This is a genomic window from Wolbachia endosymbiont of Culex quinquefasciatus Pel (assembly GCF_000073005.1).
Lineage (GTDB): Bacteria > Pseudomonadota > Alphaproteobacteria > Rickettsiales > Anaplasmataceae > Wolbachia.
On sequence record NC_010981.1, the window covers coordinates 543912 to 559722 of the forward strand.

Annotated in this window: 14 protein-coding genes and 1 pseudogene; 7 read left to right on the plus strand and 8 right to left on the minus strand. The window is 34.9% G+C overall.

The features are described from left to right. Positions 1-32 precede the first annotated feature (32 nt). Both smpB and lgt read left to right on the plus strand, forming a co-directional pair. Positions 33-482 (plus strand): SsrA-binding protein SmpB, encoded by a 450-nt coding sequence (gene smpB, locus WP_RS02470; RefSeq protein ID WP_007301946.1) that lies wholly within the window; start codon positions 33-35, stop codon positions 480-482. Positions 483-488: 6 nt separating this feature from the next. After that, positions 489-1280 (plus strand): prolipoprotein diacylglyceryl transferase, encoded by a 792-nt coding sequence (lgt, locus tag WP_RS02475; protein WP_007301947.1) that lies wholly within the window; start codon positions 489-491, stop codon positions 1278-1280. Positions 1281-1494: 214 nt separating this feature from the next. Here the strand turns inward: lgt and WP_RS02480 are convergent, their stop codons facing one another. The 4 genes from WP_RS02480 to WP_RS02495 form a co-directional block, all read right to left on the minus strand. Beyond that, positions 1495-2037, minus strand: a complete 543-nt coding sequence (locus tag WP_RS02480; protein ID WP_007301948.1) for a hypothetical protein — start codon at positions 2035-2037, stop codon at positions 1495-1497. A gap of 84 nt (positions 2038-2121) precedes the next feature. Beyond that, positions 2122-2649, minus strand: coding sequence for a phospholipase D family nuclease (locus tag WP_RS02485; RefSeq protein WP_007301949.1), 528 nt, complete (start codon positions 2647-2649; stop codon positions 2122-2124). A gap of 40 nt (positions 2650-2689) precedes the next feature. Continuing rightward, positions 2690-4177 (minus strand): UbiD family decarboxylase, encoded by a 1488-nt coding sequence (locus tag WP_RS02490; RefSeq protein ID WP_007301950.1) that lies wholly within the window; start codon positions 4175-4177, stop codon positions 2690-2692. Between the two features lie 47 nt (positions 4178-4224). Continuing rightward, positions 4225-6108 (minus strand): DUF3857 domain-containing protein, encoded by a 1884-nt coding sequence (locus tag WP_RS02495; RefSeq protein ID WP_007301951.1) that lies wholly within the window; start codon positions 6106-6108, stop codon positions 4225-4227. A 339-nt stretch (positions 6109-6447) separates the two neighbouring features. Here WP_RS02495 and WP_RS02500 point away from each other — a divergent pair, with 339 nt between their 5' ends. Beyond that, entirely contained in the window at positions 6448-7188 is a 741-nt protein-coding gene (locus tag WP_RS02500) for a DsbA family protein (protein ID WP_007301952.1), read from the plus strand. A gap of 191 nt (positions 7189-7379) precedes the next feature. After that, positions 7380-8768, plus strand: coding sequence for an OTU domain-containing protein (locus WP_RS02505; RefSeq protein ID WP_012481848.1), 1389 nt, complete (start codon positions 7380-7382; stop codon positions 8766-8768). Positions 8769-8787: 19 nt separating this feature from the next. Here the strand turns inward: WP_RS02505 and WP_RS02510 are convergent, their stop codons facing one another. Further along, positions 8788-10026 carry an IS256-like element ISWpi15 family transposase gene (locus WP_RS02510; RefSeq protein WP_007301911.1) on the minus strand — a complete coding sequence of 413 codons (1239 nt, stop codon included), beginning with the start codon at positions 10024-10026 and terminating at the stop codon, positions 8788-8790. Positions 10027-10145: 119 nt separating this feature from the next. On the opposite strand from WP_RS02510, the gene WP_RS02515 reads away from it, so the two are divergent. Together WP_RS02515 and WP_RS07685 are read left to right on the plus strand one after the other, a co-directional pair. Beyond that, positions 10146-10334, plus strand: coding sequence for a hypothetical protein (locus tag WP_RS02515; protein WP_012481849.1), 189 nt, complete (start codon positions 10146-10148; stop codon positions 10332-10334). A gap of 53 nt (positions 10335-10387) precedes the next feature. Then, positions 10388-10480 (plus strand): annotated as a pseudogene (locus WP_RS07685) (TIGR02217 family protein); the annotation flags it as partial. A 12-nt stretch (positions 10481-10492) separates the two neighbouring features. On the opposite strand, the gene WP_RS02520 reads toward WP_RS07685, so the two are convergent. Then, positions 10493-11365, minus strand: coding sequence for an IS982-like element ISWpi16 family transposase (locus tag WP_RS02520; RefSeq protein ID WP_007301954.1), 873 nt, complete (start codon positions 11363-11365; stop codon positions 10493-10495). 83 nt (positions 11366-11448) lie between these two features. On the opposite strand from WP_RS02520, the gene WP_RS02525 reads away from it, so the two are divergent. After that, positions 11449-11967 carry a TIGR02217 family protein gene (locus WP_RS02525; protein ID WP_255324074.1) on the plus strand — a complete coding sequence of 173 codons (519 nt, stop codon included), beginning with the start codon at positions 11449-11451 and terminating at the stop codon, positions 11965-11967. A gap of 73 nt (positions 11968-12040) precedes the next feature. On the opposite strand, the gene WP_RS02530 is transcribed toward WP_RS02525, so the two are convergent. After that, positions 12041-12814 carry a hypothetical protein gene (locus WP_RS02530; protein ID WP_007301956.1) on the minus strand — a complete coding sequence of 258 codons (774 nt, stop codon included), beginning with the start codon at positions 12812-12814 and terminating at the stop codon, positions 12041-12043. A 194-nt stretch (positions 12815-13008) separates the two neighbouring features. Continuing rightward, positions 13009-15678, minus strand: coding sequence for a 2-oxoglutarate dehydrogenase E1 component (locus tag WP_RS02535; RefSeq protein ID WP_007301957.1), 2670 nt, complete (start codon positions 15676-15678; stop codon positions 13009-13011). Between the last annotated feature and the right edge of the window lie 133 nt (positions 15679-15811).

Genomic DNA, 15811 nt, shown 5'->3' on the forward strand with positions numbered 1-15811 from the left:
TAATATATTGAAGCTTAAAGATATCTTTAGATATGGAAGTTATTGCAGAAAATAGAAAAGCAAGGTTTGAATACTTTATCTTAGAAGAATTTGAAGCAGGTATGATCCTCTTAAGTAGTGAAGTGAAATCACTAAGGGAAAGAAAAGCAAACATTTCTGATGCTTACGTTACTGAAAAAAAAGGTGAAATATGGCTAAACAATATGCATATCGCAGAGTATAAAGCTGCAAACCAAAAGAATCACAAGCCAAAAAGAGAACGAAAATTGCTTTTGCATAAAAAAGAGATAAATAAGCTAATTGGTCAAATCAAAACCTCTGGAATAACTGTTGTGCCACTTTCTATCTATTTTAATGATAAAGGGTTGGCAAAAACTAAAATTGCCATTGTGAAAGGAAAAAAACTCTATGATAAGAGAGCAACCATAAAGCAGAGAGAGTGGGAACGTGAGAAAAGTAGATTGTCTAAGAATAATTTGTAGTAAAATATGTCTTTAAGTCCAGTTATTTTTAGCATCGGTCCTGTTTCTATATATTGGTACTCTTTAGCATATGTTTTGGGTATAGTTTTTGCATATTGGTATTTACATAAGCTAGACAATCAAAAAATATTTACTAAGAATTTTTACGATTCGTTATTAACAGCCGTTATTATAGGCATTATCCTTGGAGGTAGGCTTGGGTACGTATTGATATATGATCCAGTTCTCTATATAAGCAATCCTATCGAAATACTAAAGACCTGGGAAGGAGGTATGTCATTTCATGGCGGTGCTATAGGAGTTTTGCTTGCAGTAATAATCTCCTGTAGAAGACATAACATTCCTATATTTTACACACTGGATCTAATTTCTTGTGGAGTTCCGATAGGTTTACTTCTAGGCCGCATAGGTAATTTTATAAATGGAGAGTTATTTGGCAGGGTTACAACTATGCCGTGGGGTATGGTATTTCCAGAAAGTGGTGATAATTTATTGCGCCATCCAAGCCAACTTTATGAGGCATTTTTTGAAGGAGCGCTACTTTTCGTAGTTGTAAATTCACTATTTTACTTGAACAAAATGAGATTGTATTATGGTGCAACAACTGGAGTTGCAGTTATGTTGTATGGAGTAGCACGTTTTATGGTTGAATTTTTCCGCGAGCCAGACTATCAAATTGGCTATTTATGGTTCAATTTAACTATGGGACAGTTGCTTTCTATACCTATGATTTTGTTGGGAATGCTTATATATTTAGGTGCGTTGAATTTTAGGTTTAATACAAAATCTATTCAATAGACAAGAGGTAAGTTGAATAAAAAAATATAGTAGAAGTTTATCTACTACATAGCATGTACAACTGTACGAACTTTTCGTGTTGCAGAGAATAAACGTGAGGGCACAAACCTTTTGTTGCATAGCTATGAAACAAACTTAGTAGCTACTGACCAAATTCATTATTAAGTAGATATTCATTTTTCAACAAAATCCCCTTGATTTAGAAGCTACTCTATTAAAACATATTTTTAAACTTTTGCCAAAACCCTGGTTTATTATCATTAACCTTTGTGAAGGCTATGTTTAAACTGTATCTTGGATCGTTTGGCACATCATATCTAATATTCAGTATTGAAACTTCGTTTTTATTATGAACAGAAACATCGTCATATGATAACTTTGTCGTGTAGCACTTTATATGCTTTTGCTTATCATATACTATATCACCTGATTCCCCTTCTAGTTCTACAAATTTAGTTTTTTTCTGACATTCTTTTATTTTTATTAGATCCTTGTCTAGTGATATTGAAACCGGTAGTGTATTACCAGCATACTCTTTAGCTAAAAGCTCACTTTGAGGATACATTTTTATTTCCCTTCCAAAATGTGAGTCTATAAAATTATTGCTCCAAAATTTGTCTCCAGAATGTACATATTTGTCAGTAGCATACGGTACACCACCATAATTGCATTGAACTTTGTAATCTCCAACACCATTATTTTGAAAAAAATCATGAATGGCAGCGTAACTATCAGCAGCATCATTTATGTAATCCATTACCTACCCCTTAAAACCTTTTAATTTATTATATCACAAGAAATTAAATCTATCAATAAAAAGACTTTTTTTGATATCAAGTATCTAGGGAGCATATTGATAGGATTGTGACATTCGTATTTCCCAGTTCTTCACATACTGCTGGACTAATTCAGGATAATTTTCAATAATTAATAAATTTTCAGCGTTTCCCTTTTCAGCTGTCTTACTGAGGTTAAACGATCCTGTGATGACTTTTTGATTATCAACAATTATTACCTTATTATGAGCAATTTTTGGCTTATTATCGATCCAAATCGGTATTCCATTTGAAAACAATTCGCTTATGACACTATATTTTGAATGGAGTTGTGATTTATCTAAGACGACTTTAACATCAACACCACGCTCTTTGGCGTTAATCAAAGATTTTGCAACTGTTCCAAGAGTAAATGTATATTCTTGAACTAAGATAGATTCTTTAGATTGGTCTATCTCGCTGATTATCGGTACAGCACAGTCTTCTTCAGGTGAGAAGCAAACTGTTGCTTTTGGGCAAGGCGAGAATGTAGGACCCACATAGTAATACAGAGAAAAACATGCCGACAAAAATAAAAGATATAAAAGCCTCACAAACCACACCTAAATACACGGCGGTAGTCTACATCATATCTCAATCATCTGTCAACCCATATTCCTTCCACTTCTCTGTAACTTTCTTTATTATTTCCTCGCTCATTTCAATTTTTCTTCCCCATTCTCGTTTGGTTTCAGGTGGAAGTTTGTTTGTTGCATCAAACCCTATTTTACCTCCGAGACCACTTTCAGGGGAAGCAAAATCTAAATAATCAATTGGGGCATTCTCTATCGTAATTGTATCACGCACAGGGTCCATTCTTGTTGACATTGCCCACATCACTTCCTTCCAATCACGTATATTTATATCATCATCAACAACTATGATAAATTTGGTATATAAAAACTGTTTGAGAAAAGAGAGTATGCCCATAACAATTCTTTTTGCATGCCCTGGATAAGCCTTTTTTATCGATACTACCGCTATTCTATATGAACAACCTTCTGGAGGCAGATAAAAATCTACTATCTCCGGAAACTGATTGATAAGAATCGGCACAAAAATTTCGTTGAGTGCTTCACCAAGAATTGATGGTTCATCTGGTGGCTTGCCAGTGAAAGTGCTGAGATAAATTGGATCTTTGCGCATTGTAATTGCAGTAATGTTAAACTCAGGAAACTGTTCAACAGCATTATAGTAACCGGTATGGTCTCCGTATGGCCCTTCATCTCTATACTTATCTAAACTTACATATCCTTCCAGAACGATCTCAGCATGAGCTGGAACCTGAAGAGGAATAGTTTTACAATTTACAAGCTCAAGTGGTTTTTTTCGCAGCAGCCCGGCAAATTGGTATTCTGATAAAGTCTCCGGCACCGGAGTTACCGCAGCAATAATTGTTGCAGGATCGCTACCAATCACAGCAGCCGCAGGAAACTTCATATTTTGTCCCCTCTCCTTCCACCGTTTATGGTGACCTGCACCACCACGATGTGCAAGCCAGCGCATGAGAGTCGTTTTTTTATTCACAACCTGCATACGATATATTCCAAGATTGAAATTATCTTGCTTGTCTGCTGTTGGTCCTTTTGTTACCACAAGTGGCCAAGTGATAAGCGGTGCAGGCTCGTTTGGCCAGCATGTCTGAATAGGTAGCAAACTAAGATCCACCTCATCCCCAGTTAGCACCACCTCTTGACATGGGGCTTTGCTCACAACTTTGCTCCGCATCGACAATACAACTTTTAGTAGAGGAAACATTTTCACAGCATCTTTGAAGGTTTTTGGTGGCTCAGGTGATCGCAAAAATGCTAGAAGTTTACCCAGATCCCTTAATTCATCAGAATTTATACCAAGTCCGAATGCAATTCTCTCAATAGTACCAAATAAATTCACTAAAACGGGAATTGAATTTTTGCCATTTTCTGTGACAACATTTTCAAAGATGATAGCTGGTCCCTTGTTTGACAAAACCCTACGATGAATTTCTGTCATTTCAAGAATAGTTGAAACTTCTTTTTTAATTCTAATTAGATCTTTTTTTTCTTCTAATGCTCTGATGAAGTCGCGTAAGTTATTGTACATATTTTAAAAATTTTAAGCCTTTTAAGAAGTGCTTTTCCCAGCACAACTCATTCACTTATTATTATAGAGGCTCTAGAAAAATTATTCTCCAATTCGCTTTTTAAGTTTTTATATTCAGCAGTCTTTAATTCTTCATTGGTAATAAAGCTTTTCTTTATGGTTATTAAATTGCTAAATTCGGTTCCATCATTTTGATATTTACAGAACCTATTTACATATAACCAAGGAGAATTTATTTCAAAATTCAAATTTTCACAATTTTTAATTTTGATATCTTTTATTATCATATGGCTTTCCTTAGTTTTAGGAACACCAATAAAAAGATCTGACACTTGGTCAGAAGCTGTATTGACAACATCATTAAGCCAATTATCTCCTAAATTCAAAGCAGGTCCTAGATTTGTCTTAAAAATCTTATTTTTTTGCTGAAACTCATATTTGATTGTAAGATCTTCTACATTACGTAAAGTAAGGTCAGGCAATTCTAAGAACTTCTTTTCTTCTTCATCAAGATATACTCCACTAATCATACGAAAAACAGAATCCCTTAATTGCTCATTTGAATAATACAATCCAACCCCTGTTAAGCCTAAGGCTGCTTCCCCTTGCACGGTAAGCTGGCCATATTCATTTACAACATTATCTTCTATAGTTAATTCACTATGGGATATCACTTTTGAATTTTCACCTTGTACAGCAGGAATCTTTATGTAATCTGCTTCCTCAGAATCGAGTACTAGAGCGTTCCTATCAGCAATGTCTGGAAAAATACCCTGTGCCATACTGACGGTATTAGTTGGATCGATCCAATATATTTTTCCATCTCTATTTGTTACTTTGAGCATCACATGATTAAAATTACCCATATTAGGTAATGCTTCAGGATTAGAAGTGCTAGTAGTTCCTCTCATAACTAAAATAGGTTGAACTTTATAACCAAGTTTTTGCAGAATAGCAGCCGTGCTAGCAGAAAAGTCTTTGCAATCCCCGACTTGAGAATCAGCAATTTTCTCCAAATCTCTCGGAAAAAATTTTCCTGACACTGTACGCCAGTCTCCCATGTACTGAACTTTTTCATTCAATAAAGAAGTGACTGCATTAATTTTCTCCTCATCGGTACTCTCATTGTCAGCAAATTCTGCTATAGCTTCAAAAGTTGCAGGAAGCGGCTGATTGATAACGCTATGATATCCAGGAGCTAATTTTTTAGCTAAATCCTCCCATTCAGATAAGCTTGAAAGTGATACCCAAGTGTTGTGTTTTATGTTCAATATTCCATTATGTGGTTCATTTGTTGTGTTTTCATAAACTGCTTTCTTTAAAGCAATGCTTATAGAGTGTATATCATCATTTTTTTCCTCAGCGATTTCTAATACTTCTCTTGGATCATTAACTTTAATCTCCAGGGGTAATTCAGAATTGATTTTAGTATTTTCTGCTTGTAAATAATCCCCATGATAAGAAAAGCTCAAGCCATAAAAGTTATCAACAGGAACCTTTTTGTTAACTTGTTTATACCTTAAATATACTTCTGTACCAATTTCTATTTTAGGAAACGATATAGTTACTTGCCTTAACTGATCGAAACCTTTGCTAGGGCTAGCTAGCGGTTTATCCTCTATCATGTCTTCAGTGACTATATATTCCTCTCCGTTATAAGCTGTTTTAGCTTCTAAAACAGTCAAATCTGCACTATCATCATTGTAGATTAAACTATACAGAGAAAATCTATCACGCCCAGACTCCTTGAGTATTTTTGCTTGTAGTTCTACTTCCGTTTCGTAGGTACCATCTCTATTAACATTAATGTTAACATTAGAAAACTTAACCTCGACAGAAGCATCTTCGTACTTACTCCACCTTGCTTCAGCTGTCGAAGCTACAAAAAATGCTAACATTGCTAAGTTAAAGACAGCTTTTAAAAACCTCATTTTTTACTTACATTTATTGAAAAATCATTCTATTATATCCGAACAACACTATCGGAAATGTAAGACTTAGTGTGTTCATATTACTTAGCGACGCGCTTACCGATATTATATGCAGCGATTACAAGATAATCAACTTTTTTGCTTACAATTTGCTAGAAATAGCGGTAAAGACTATCTAAATCTTTATAAATGCCTTACTTTGCAAAATTTTTCATCACCAAATCTTATGATGAACTTTACAAAAATATCTTAAATTTCATTTTATAAAGTTTGCATTTCTTGATAAAAATGTTTTAACATTAAGCATTTCTTTAATATTTGTATTCTTTAAGTAAGTATATGTCTAAGATACCATTTTTATTGATTTTTATACTTGCAGTAGCAAGTTTACCAGTAATAAACAATTGGCTTTCACACCGCAGTCAGAACTTAAATGATGATTATATAGGTGAGAGATTGGATAATTACATCAGTAAAAATTTTGATAGAGTTCTAAAAGCTCTCCAGGAAGAGTCAGCTAAAAATAGTTATGCTAATGCAACCAAAAATAAAATTTCTCAGCATAAAAATGAAATATTCGACTCTACTTATCCTTACTCAGGAAATGAAAATAGCAATATCATAGCTGTAGGTTTTTTTGACTATTCTTGTGGATATTGCAAAGCTATAAAGAACGATGTAAAACAATTGATCAATGATGGCAAAGTTAAGTATATCTTTAGGGATGCTCCAATACTTGGTAACAATTCTTTAAAGGCAGCAAAAGGTGCTTTAGCAACTTATTTTATCGATAAAGAAAAGTACTTAGATTTTCACTATGCTGCACTAGATCACAGAGGAGAATTTTCAGATAAAACTATATTAGGTATAGTGAAAAATATAGGGATTAACGAGAACGATTTTAATAACTCTATGAAAAATAATGCAGACAAAATTGAGCAAATGATAAACAACAGCAAACTTTTAGTAAGGGATCTAGGAGTAGGCGGTACACCTTTTTTGATAATAGGAGATAGTCTTTTTGTAGGAAAAACTGATTTGAATATATTACGTAAAAAAGTGAATGAGTTAAAAGATTAATAAATTTCCTGCTTGACAGCACAAGAGAGTTTAAGTATAGTTAAGATATAGTAAGTAACAATATGTATAGGCTACATATTAGTTCAAGAAAAGTAGGTGATGTTTGCTTGCAACACAGCACGACCTTAAGTAATTAGCCTTCCTAGGCTGGTTAATCTATTAAAATACAATTATTATTTTGGAGTTATAACATGAAAAATTTCAACAGAAAACCAATTGCTCTTTTTCGGCAAGTCGAAAAAAGCACAAAATTAAGTCAATTTTTATTGAAGAATCTAGACTCTTTTTATTCTCAAAGGCTAGGAAGACTAGTTGATAAATTTCGGGCACAAAAAACAAAAAAAAGTAATTCATTGACTGATCTAAAGAAAGCTTATCCTGAAAAGCTAAAAATAGGAGCTTCTATATCAGAAGGAGATTGCTTTTTTGACTCCTTGGCTCAAGGATTGAATGAGCTAAATATAAAACCTGGTCATCGTTTTACCGCAAAATCATTAAGAGAAGATTGTGAAAATTATGCTAAAGCAAATGCAAATTCGTGGGTTTATAAAAAAATAACAGGAGATGCTGAAGAAGGAGGATATTTTGTAGGTGAAGGAAATTTGGATAGCAAAGTAATAGCGAAGGAAAGAAATAGCGAAGATGAAAAAGGCATATCTGCACAAACAGACTGGTGTAAAGGTGAAGAAATAATAACCAAATATACAGAAGAGGAGTTTTTCAGCTGGTTACTAGAGGAATATCGTGAAGATAGAGAAGGGAAGATTTTAGAGATTTTGAAAAGTAGATATGGCACAGATAATGATTTGTTACTAGAAGACTATAACGAATATGAAACAAGTAAAGATAAAGAAGAAGAAATAAGCGAAGATGAAGAAGAAATAAGCGAAGATGGAAAAGAAAAAGGAGAAAAAGTTACTATTAAGCCAGATAATTCCAAGTCTTTTTCTAAATATCTAAACAACATTAAAAATATGTCTACAGAAACTAATTCTCTAGCTATATGGGGTCGTCCAGAGATTGAAGGGAGAATGATATGCGACAAGTACAAAGTGGAACTTTATATTTATTCAATAGAGGAAGATAGTCAAAAAGTTACGGTAACTAAAATTACAGGACATGATGATGATCCAGAAGTTTTTATACAAGATATAAATCTCAATCAACTAGAGATAGATAGTAGCAAAAAAACTGTAGGAGTAGTGAATTACATGAGGCATTTTGTGCCACTTCTTAGCAAAATCCCTTCTGATATAACAGAAAATCAATCAGTTTCTAATGAAGAAATCTTTGGTGAGGTTACAGAAGCTTCTGCTTCTGATCAATCAGAGCAAGAAGAACAATATAATATCAGAACTAGCAAATCAGCAATTGTGCAAGATCATGAAACACAAAAAGAGAGAATTAATACCAGCGCTAGTGAGCCAATTCATACAGATACAGTAATTACTATTTCTCATCAACAAGGGCAAGAAACACAACAAGAGGAAATAGAAAAGAAATTAATCAATAGTTACAGAAGAGAAGCTATTTATAGCATAGCTGCTGTAATAACAGCTATAGCAGGGAGTGTTAAATAAACTGTGTCAAACCGCATTTTTAGTTCAACTCAATTTTCAATCTGCCAGGAAAGAAAACATCAAGTTGAGAGATAGTTAATGCCCAATCATGTACAGGCATCGTCGACTTTTCCTCTACCTTCTTTATAGCACAATATACCTGCTTATACAAGGCATTTATGCTGGTAAATGAGCCTTTGGTCTTAGTGAATTTCCTAATTTGCCTATGTAGCCCCTCTATGGGATTGGTGGTGTAGATTATCCTCCTAACTGGACCAGAATACTTAAAATAACCAGACAAGTTTTCCCAATTATTCTGCCAAGATTTTATAACCATAGGGTACTTTGTGCCCCATTTTTCATCCAATTCCAACAGATAATTCTCGGCAATTTCCTTGCTTGAAGCTTGATATACCTTCTTTAAATCGCTCAAAAAACTCTTCGCATCTTTACTGGCCACATACTTCAGTGAGTTGCGTATCTGATGCACTATACACATCTGCACTTCCGCATTAGGAAAGACACTGTTTATAGCTGCAGGAAAGCTTTTCAGCCCATCAACGCAGGCAATAAGGATATCTTCTACTCCTCTTTCTTTGAGGTCATTTAGCACTCCCAACCAGAAGTTAGCTCCTTCACTTTCAGCCAAATAAAAACCTAATACTTCTTTTTTGCCATTTTGATCTATGCCTAATATGTTATACATGCATTTACTTACGCAATGCCCGTCCTCTTTGACTTTAAAAAACATGCCATCCATGAAAACTATCGGATATACAGACTGCAGCGGGCGACTACGCCATTCGTTGATTACTGGTAGCAATTTGTCAGTAATACTTGATATCTCTGCCGCCGATATTTTGTGATCATAAATTTCCTCAACATGTGACACTATATCTCTATAGCCCATACCACTGGCAAATGTGCTCAAAATCTTCGTTTCAAGCTCTGGATGTAAGTTTGTTTGCCTTTTTTTGACTATTTGTGGTTCGAAACTTCCTTCCCTATCTCTTGGCGTCAAAAGCTCAAATGACCCTGCGCTTGTACGTAAAGTCTTTGCATTCCTCCCATTTCTTCGATTATTCTCTTCGCTTTCGGCCGACAAGTGGTTTTCTATTTCACCTTCCAGGCTTACCTCCAGCAACTTTTTTATAAACGGTGTTAATGCTCCATCTCTTCCTGTCAACGGTCTTCCTTCTCGTATAGACGACAGGATATTTGTTTCTAATTCTTTATAATCTACCAAACCGGTAGTTCTGTTTACTACTTTCTGACTCATTGTCAAACCTCCATTTTTTTATATCAATTTATTACTTTTTTTTCGGTTTGACACAGTTTATTTAACACTCCCCTATAGCATTCACAGCATCTGCTATAGCTGCTGTTTTTACTCAACCAATGCCTTTAGCATGTCTTGCTGGAGTTGCTTTAGCCATTGCATGTGTTTGTGTATATCAGTTAACGCAGAGTCATCAAGACATTAACGAACTGAAAGGTAAGGTAGGAGAAAACAACACCTTTACTTTTTTAGAAGAAACGGGATTTAAAATTTATAGCCTGATTGATAAAGCAGCTTCAAAAATTTAAGATCTTTCCTACTTCATCTATATCAACTCAATTTTATTTTTACAGGAGGGCATATGTCATTTACAGAAATTAGATTTCCAGAAAATATATCTTATGGCTCTACTGGAGGACCTGAATTTTCCACTGACGTTGTAACAACTCATAACCTCAGTTATGGATTAGCCGATAAAGAAAGGCATAGAAATAGAAGGCTTTTTGGACTGCATGGAGTAGGAAATCAGAACAGAAAAAACATGAATTAGGAAATTTGTTGGCGATCTATGTCTTGTATGCTCAATCTCAAATTTGTTTTTCAAGGAATCAAAAACAGTCTCAATAATCGACCTTTTCCTTAATAAAATCTTCTCTTTAAGTGAAATTAGTGCGTTTTTCATACCTTTTTTTACTTTAGTGACTAACTTTAGGCCTCTATCGAAGAGTTTCTCAAAAAGCTCTTTCTTTATATAGCCCTTATCTCCAAACAAAAGTCCGGTCAGTCTTTTAGTGAGAGTTGGTAAAGGTTTTCTGTCATCAACGTTACCTTTGGTTAGGGTAAGTGCTTGAATTTCACCAATTTCGTTAATCACTAAGTGCAACTTGAAGCCAAAAAACCAACCATACGTACTCTTACTAATTTCTGCTAGATGATTAAAAACTTTATTCCTAGAGATCCTTTTTTTGTGGCAAACGGCAATCGTAGAGGTGTCGATGTAGGAAGTGCCGGTCATTTTCGCTTGTTCACAGAACCATTGCAAAAGTAATGCTAAATACCACAAAACTCGCGGCTTTAAGGCAATAAATCTGTGATATGAAGGCAGCTTTGAAAACTCTGATCTATAGAATAACTGAAGATAACAAAGATAAAAAGCCTTGAAGTTTTTACATGGTGATTTATGGTATAACAGGATTATGGTTAGAATTTCTGAGTGCGCTATTTCTGGTACTCTGGTTGGTTTTTTGCCGTTTGATAAGAACCTATTTGCAAAATTATCATCTACCGCACGACAAAAATCCTCGACGCAACAGTACAGTTCTGTAATATCTTTCTTCATGGGTAACCTCTTATTATTACTAAAATACTCGAGTTTACCCTGTTTCCCTCTTCTTAGTTATACTTTTATCTATTTTCTAATCCATAACTGAGGTTCATAATGGTTGTGAGCAGCGCAATATCAATTGGTCTCGTGCACGTGCCAGGTATAACATAGCTTATGGAGTCAGGTCAAACGAGCAGCTAACAGAACTCATAACATTTTTTCAGGCACGAAAAGGTAAAGCAATAGGATTTCGTTTTAAGGATTGGTCAGACTTTACAGTTATCAATCAAGAAATTGGCATAGGAGACGATAAAAAAACGATCTTTCAACTGATGAAAACTTACATAAGTGGAAAAGACAAGCATATACGAACTATTAAAAAGCCAGTGCATGATACAATAAAAATTTACCTAGATGGTGAAAAGACAGAAAAATATTCAGTGAATTATTCAACTGGAGAAATAGCATTTATGAAACCACCAGCAAAAGGCACAATAATCACCGCAAGCTTCGAATTTGATGTACCAGTACGATTTGATACAGATTACCTAAACGCTTCTATTGATAACTATGGCAGCAATAGCTGGAACAATATTCCCTTGGTGGAAGTGAAATAAAGTTAAAGTATGCTCCATAAAAGTTAAGCGATACTGAGGCTCATATTTAAATGAGCCTTGCACATTTTAAAGTCTATCGCCCATTACAATGTTCCACACTCGAAATTTGAGGAAATTCTAATGTAGTGTTTTCTCTTTCTTGTAAAATAGAAAGTTTTAATAATTCTTTTAGAACTAACTTTACAAGTGTTGTACCATTTTCCTTAAAGAGGTAGTCCATCCTATTGGTTTTCTGTATGTGATTGACAAAATTTCTAGCTTCCTCATTAAAAGCCTCGATTGTGTTGATACAAGATAATACTAAATTCGAGCTATTTATTGCTAAAATTCCATTTACGAAAATATCTAATTTTGTTTTATCTTCAGTCAAATCTTCAGCTAACCTATTTCTGATATTATCATTATCAAACAAAATGTACTCTAGGTACGAGGAAGACTCAATAAGTATAAAATCTTCTAAAGGTACTGATTCTAAACATTCGTCAATATAAGTAAGTATTCCAAACTCAGTAATACACCCTTCTTTTCTCACAACATAGCACTTAGGAAGACCACGATACATTGATAGCAAAGAAAAAAGACGTATTATACTTGTACCTCTATCTTTCATTTCCTCGAGAAGCTTTCTATCATTTATTAGTTTGTGCAAAATGTAATCCGTAGCAGGACCTGGTTTACGAAAACGAAACATATTATTTTCTGCAAAAATAGCCTCAGCTAATTCGATAGACTTTTTATCCTCATCTATAAAAGCCTTTTTGTCTCTATTTAACCGTATGATTTTAGCCTTGCTATCGCTGCGTAGTCTAGTTTGCCCTATTAGCCTCTCAAATGTTTTTGTCCTCATATATATCTTATATTAATTAATATTAATATTTACTATATTAACTACTTTGAGAAAAATAAATGAAAATCTTAATAAATATTATACTTTTATAAAAAAATAAAAGTCTTTTTATATTTGTATGAGTATATAAAAGGTTTGATTGTTGTAAGTTATCTAAGTGCTAGAGTCTAATTAATAAGTCTGCTTGAAGCCGCTCAGTGTTTGTACAGTTGTACCTGCGCAACTTGCTTCAAAATTTCTGCTTGTTGCTGAGCATGGATATTAGCATAACCACATGCAGGAGATGCAGCAGCAGGTCTTGCAATGCACTTAGGTCTTTTTGCTTGAGCATTGAGGCCAGACAATACCTCTTCTATCAATGGGTTGACAAAGAACCATCCTCCCATATTTTTTGGTTCCTCTTGACACCATATAATTTCAGCGTTCTTATATTTTTCGAGTTCATTGTTTAGTTTATCGGCCGGGAATGGATAAAATTGTTCTAAACGCACTACTGCTATATCGTTTATTTTTTGTGCTTCAAGCATTTCAATTATGTCGTAATAAACTTTACCACTACATATTACAACTTTACGTATTTTATCACTTGCAACTAAACCTGTTCTACACTCTGGAATTACCGTAAGAAATTTTCCTTCAAAGTCAGAAAGGTTAGAAACTGCGCTTTTATGACGCAATAGTGATTTAGGTGTAAACACCACTAAAGGCTTACGAAAATCTCGATTAATTTGTCGGCGTAAAGCATGAAAATAATTCGCAGGAGTAGAGCAATTAACCACCTGCATATTATCCTCTGCACAGAGCTGCAAAAACCTCTCTATACGAGCAGAACTATGCTCAGGCCCCTGCCCTTCATAACCATGAGGCAAAAGTAGAACTAGACCACTTGACCGCAACCACTTTGTTTCTGCAGATGAGATAAATTGGTCGATCATAATTTGCGCGCCATTTGCAAAATCACCAAACTGCCCTTCCCAGAGCACAAGTGAATAAGGAGAATCAAGGCTATATCCATATTCAAAACCCATCACAGCATACTCAGATAGTGCGCTATCTATAACTTCAAAGCGAGCTTGCTTCTCACTTATGTTGTTCAGTGGAATAAACGTTTCTTCTGTTACTTGATCAACAAGTCTTGAATGACGGTGCGAGAAGGTACCGCGACCAGAATCTTGTCCTGACAAGCGCACTCCTATTCCTTCTTTAAGCAATGACGCGAATGCAAGACTTTCACCAGTTGCCCAGTCTATGTTGCTACCGGAATTTATACTGTCTATTCTGCCATCAAGTATTCTTCTGACTTTATTATTGAGATTAAAACTACTTGGAATATTGCTATTTATGTGTACACCCAATTTTTTTAGCTCATCTGGTGAAACACCAGAGTCCGTATAATATTCACTCAAATCGTTCAACTTTGCTCTCCTGAGTTTTAACCACACTCCATCAAACCAGTCAGCTTTCTTCGGAGTATAAGTCGTTGACTCAGTAAGGCTTTTATCCAATCTTGTTCTAAATTCGCTGCGTAATTTACTTACTTCATCGCTACCTAGCACTTTCTCTGCAGTCAGCTTCTCTTCGTACAGCGTGCCTGGAGTTTTATGCTTTGATATTGCTTTATACATAAGTGGCTGAGTAAAATTTGGCTCATCGCCTTCATTATGGCCATATTTGCGGTAGCATATTATGTCAATCACCACATCCTTTTTAAATTTCTGCACATACTCCATTGCCAAATTCGCAACAAAACTCACAGCTTCTGGATTATCTCCATTAACATGAAATATTGGAGCTTCTATTGATTTTGCTACATCAGTGCAATAAAAAGATGAGCGTGCACAATTAGGATTTGCAGTAAAACCAACTTGGTTATTAATGACAATATGCACGATACCACCAACTTTATAACCTTCAATGTTGCTCAAAGTCAGGGTTTCAGCAACCACTCCCTGCCCGATAAAAGCTGCATCACCATGAATTGATATGCCAAGCACAGATCTCGTATTTTGTTTTGCTCTTACTCTTCCAGCTAGAACCGGATTTACCGCCTCAAGGTGAGATGGGTTAGGACATAAACTTAAGTGTATTTTTTTACCACCAGCAAGTGCTCGATCAGAAGAGTAACCAAGGTGATATTTGACATCACCAGACACCTCAAGACCACTTGGATATGCAAGGTTGCCTTGAAATTCAGACAGCATTGCCGCATAATCTTTTCCCATCACTTTGGTTAGAACATTGAGCCGTCCTCGGTGGGCCATACCAAGAACTATTTCTTCAATACCAAAAGCTGCAGAATCACTAATAACTCTTTCAATTGCAACAATGGCTGACTCCCCACCTTCGATAGAAAAACGCTTATATCCAGGAAATTTCATATGGAGAAATTGCTCGAACATCTCAGATTCAATCAAGTGCCTTAGTATTTCTTTTTTATCCTGAGGGCTTAGCGTATAGACCTGATTTTCAATTTTCTCCTGCAGCCAAACTCTTTCCTCATAAGAGGAAATATGCATAAATTCAAAACCGATATTCTTGCAGTAAATATCTCTGTAGATTCTAGTGTCACTTGTAGGAGAAAGATTCAAGTATTTTTGATAATCTATTTCCTTATTTACATGCGGTGATAATGGATTTAAGTCTGCAAAAAAGTGACCATAAAATCTGAAAAAATTTGCTAAATCATCAACATCTACCTTAGCTTCATTCTGTGCCCTGCAGGGTTCTGCTTTATTAACTTCTAAATTGCTCGAAAAAATTCTGTGCCAATCTTCTCCAATTGATTTATCGCCTTGCAAGTAACGGCTATAAATTTCTTCCACAAATTCGACATTATCGCCATAAAGGCAGCTTAAATTCGACATAATCACTACAAAAGATATCAAATACTTATAAGTATAACTTAAGTTTTTTAAAAAAGAACTCCTTTAGTTTCTAATTATTAAGTTATACAAACACTGTAATCCGAGTTTTCCAGAAAGGGTGTCATTCTAGACT

Bases quoted from the DNA above. Each gene is read 5' to 3' on its own strand.
- smpB (WP_007301946.1), top strand. From the start codon at position 33: ATGGAAGTTATTGCAGAAAATAGAAAAGCAAGGTTTGAATACTTTATC.
- WP_RS02480 (WP_007301948.1), bottom strand. From the start codon at position 2,037: ATGGATTACATAAATGATGCTGCTGATAGTTACGCTGCCATTCATGAT.
- WP_RS02495 (WP_007301951.1), bottom strand. From the start codon at position 6,108: ATGAGGTTTTTAAAAGCTGTCTTTAACTTAGCAATGTTAGCATTTTTT.
- WP_RS02510 (WP_007301911.1), bottom strand. From the start codon at position 10,026: ATGAGTCAGAAAGTAGTAAACAGAACTACCGGTTTGGTAGATTATAAA.
- WP_RS02530 (WP_007301956.1), bottom strand. From the start codon at position 12,814: ATGAGGACAAAAACATTTGAGAGGCTAATAGGGCAAACTAGACTACGC.
- WP_RS02515 (WP_012481849.1), top strand. From the start codon at position 10,146: ATGCCTTTAGCATGTCTTGCTGGAGTTGCTTTAGCCATTGCATGTGTT.
- WP_RS02520 (WP_007301954.1), bottom strand. From the start codon at position 11,365: ATGAAGAAAGATATTACAGAACTGTACTGTTGCGTCGAGGATTTTTGT.
- WP_RS02490 (WP_007301950.1), bottom strand. From the start codon at position 4,177: ATGTACAATAACTTACGCGACTTCATCAGAGCATTAGAAGAAAAAAAA.
- lgt (WP_007301947.1), top strand. From the start codon at position 489: ATGTCTTTAAGTCCAGTTATTTTTAGCATCGGTCCTGTTTCTATATAT.
- WP_RS02535 (WP_007301957.1), bottom strand. From the start codon at position 15,678: ATGTCGAATTTAAGCTGCCTTTATGGCGATAATGTCGAATTTGTGGAA.
- WP_RS02500 (WP_007301952.1), top strand. From the start codon at position 6,448: ATGTCTAAGATACCATTTTTATTGATTTTTATACTTGCAGTAGCAAGT.
- WP_RS02505 (WP_012481848.1), top strand. From the start codon at position 7,380: ATGAAAAATTTCAACAGAAAACCAATTGCTCTTTTTCGGCAAGTCGAA.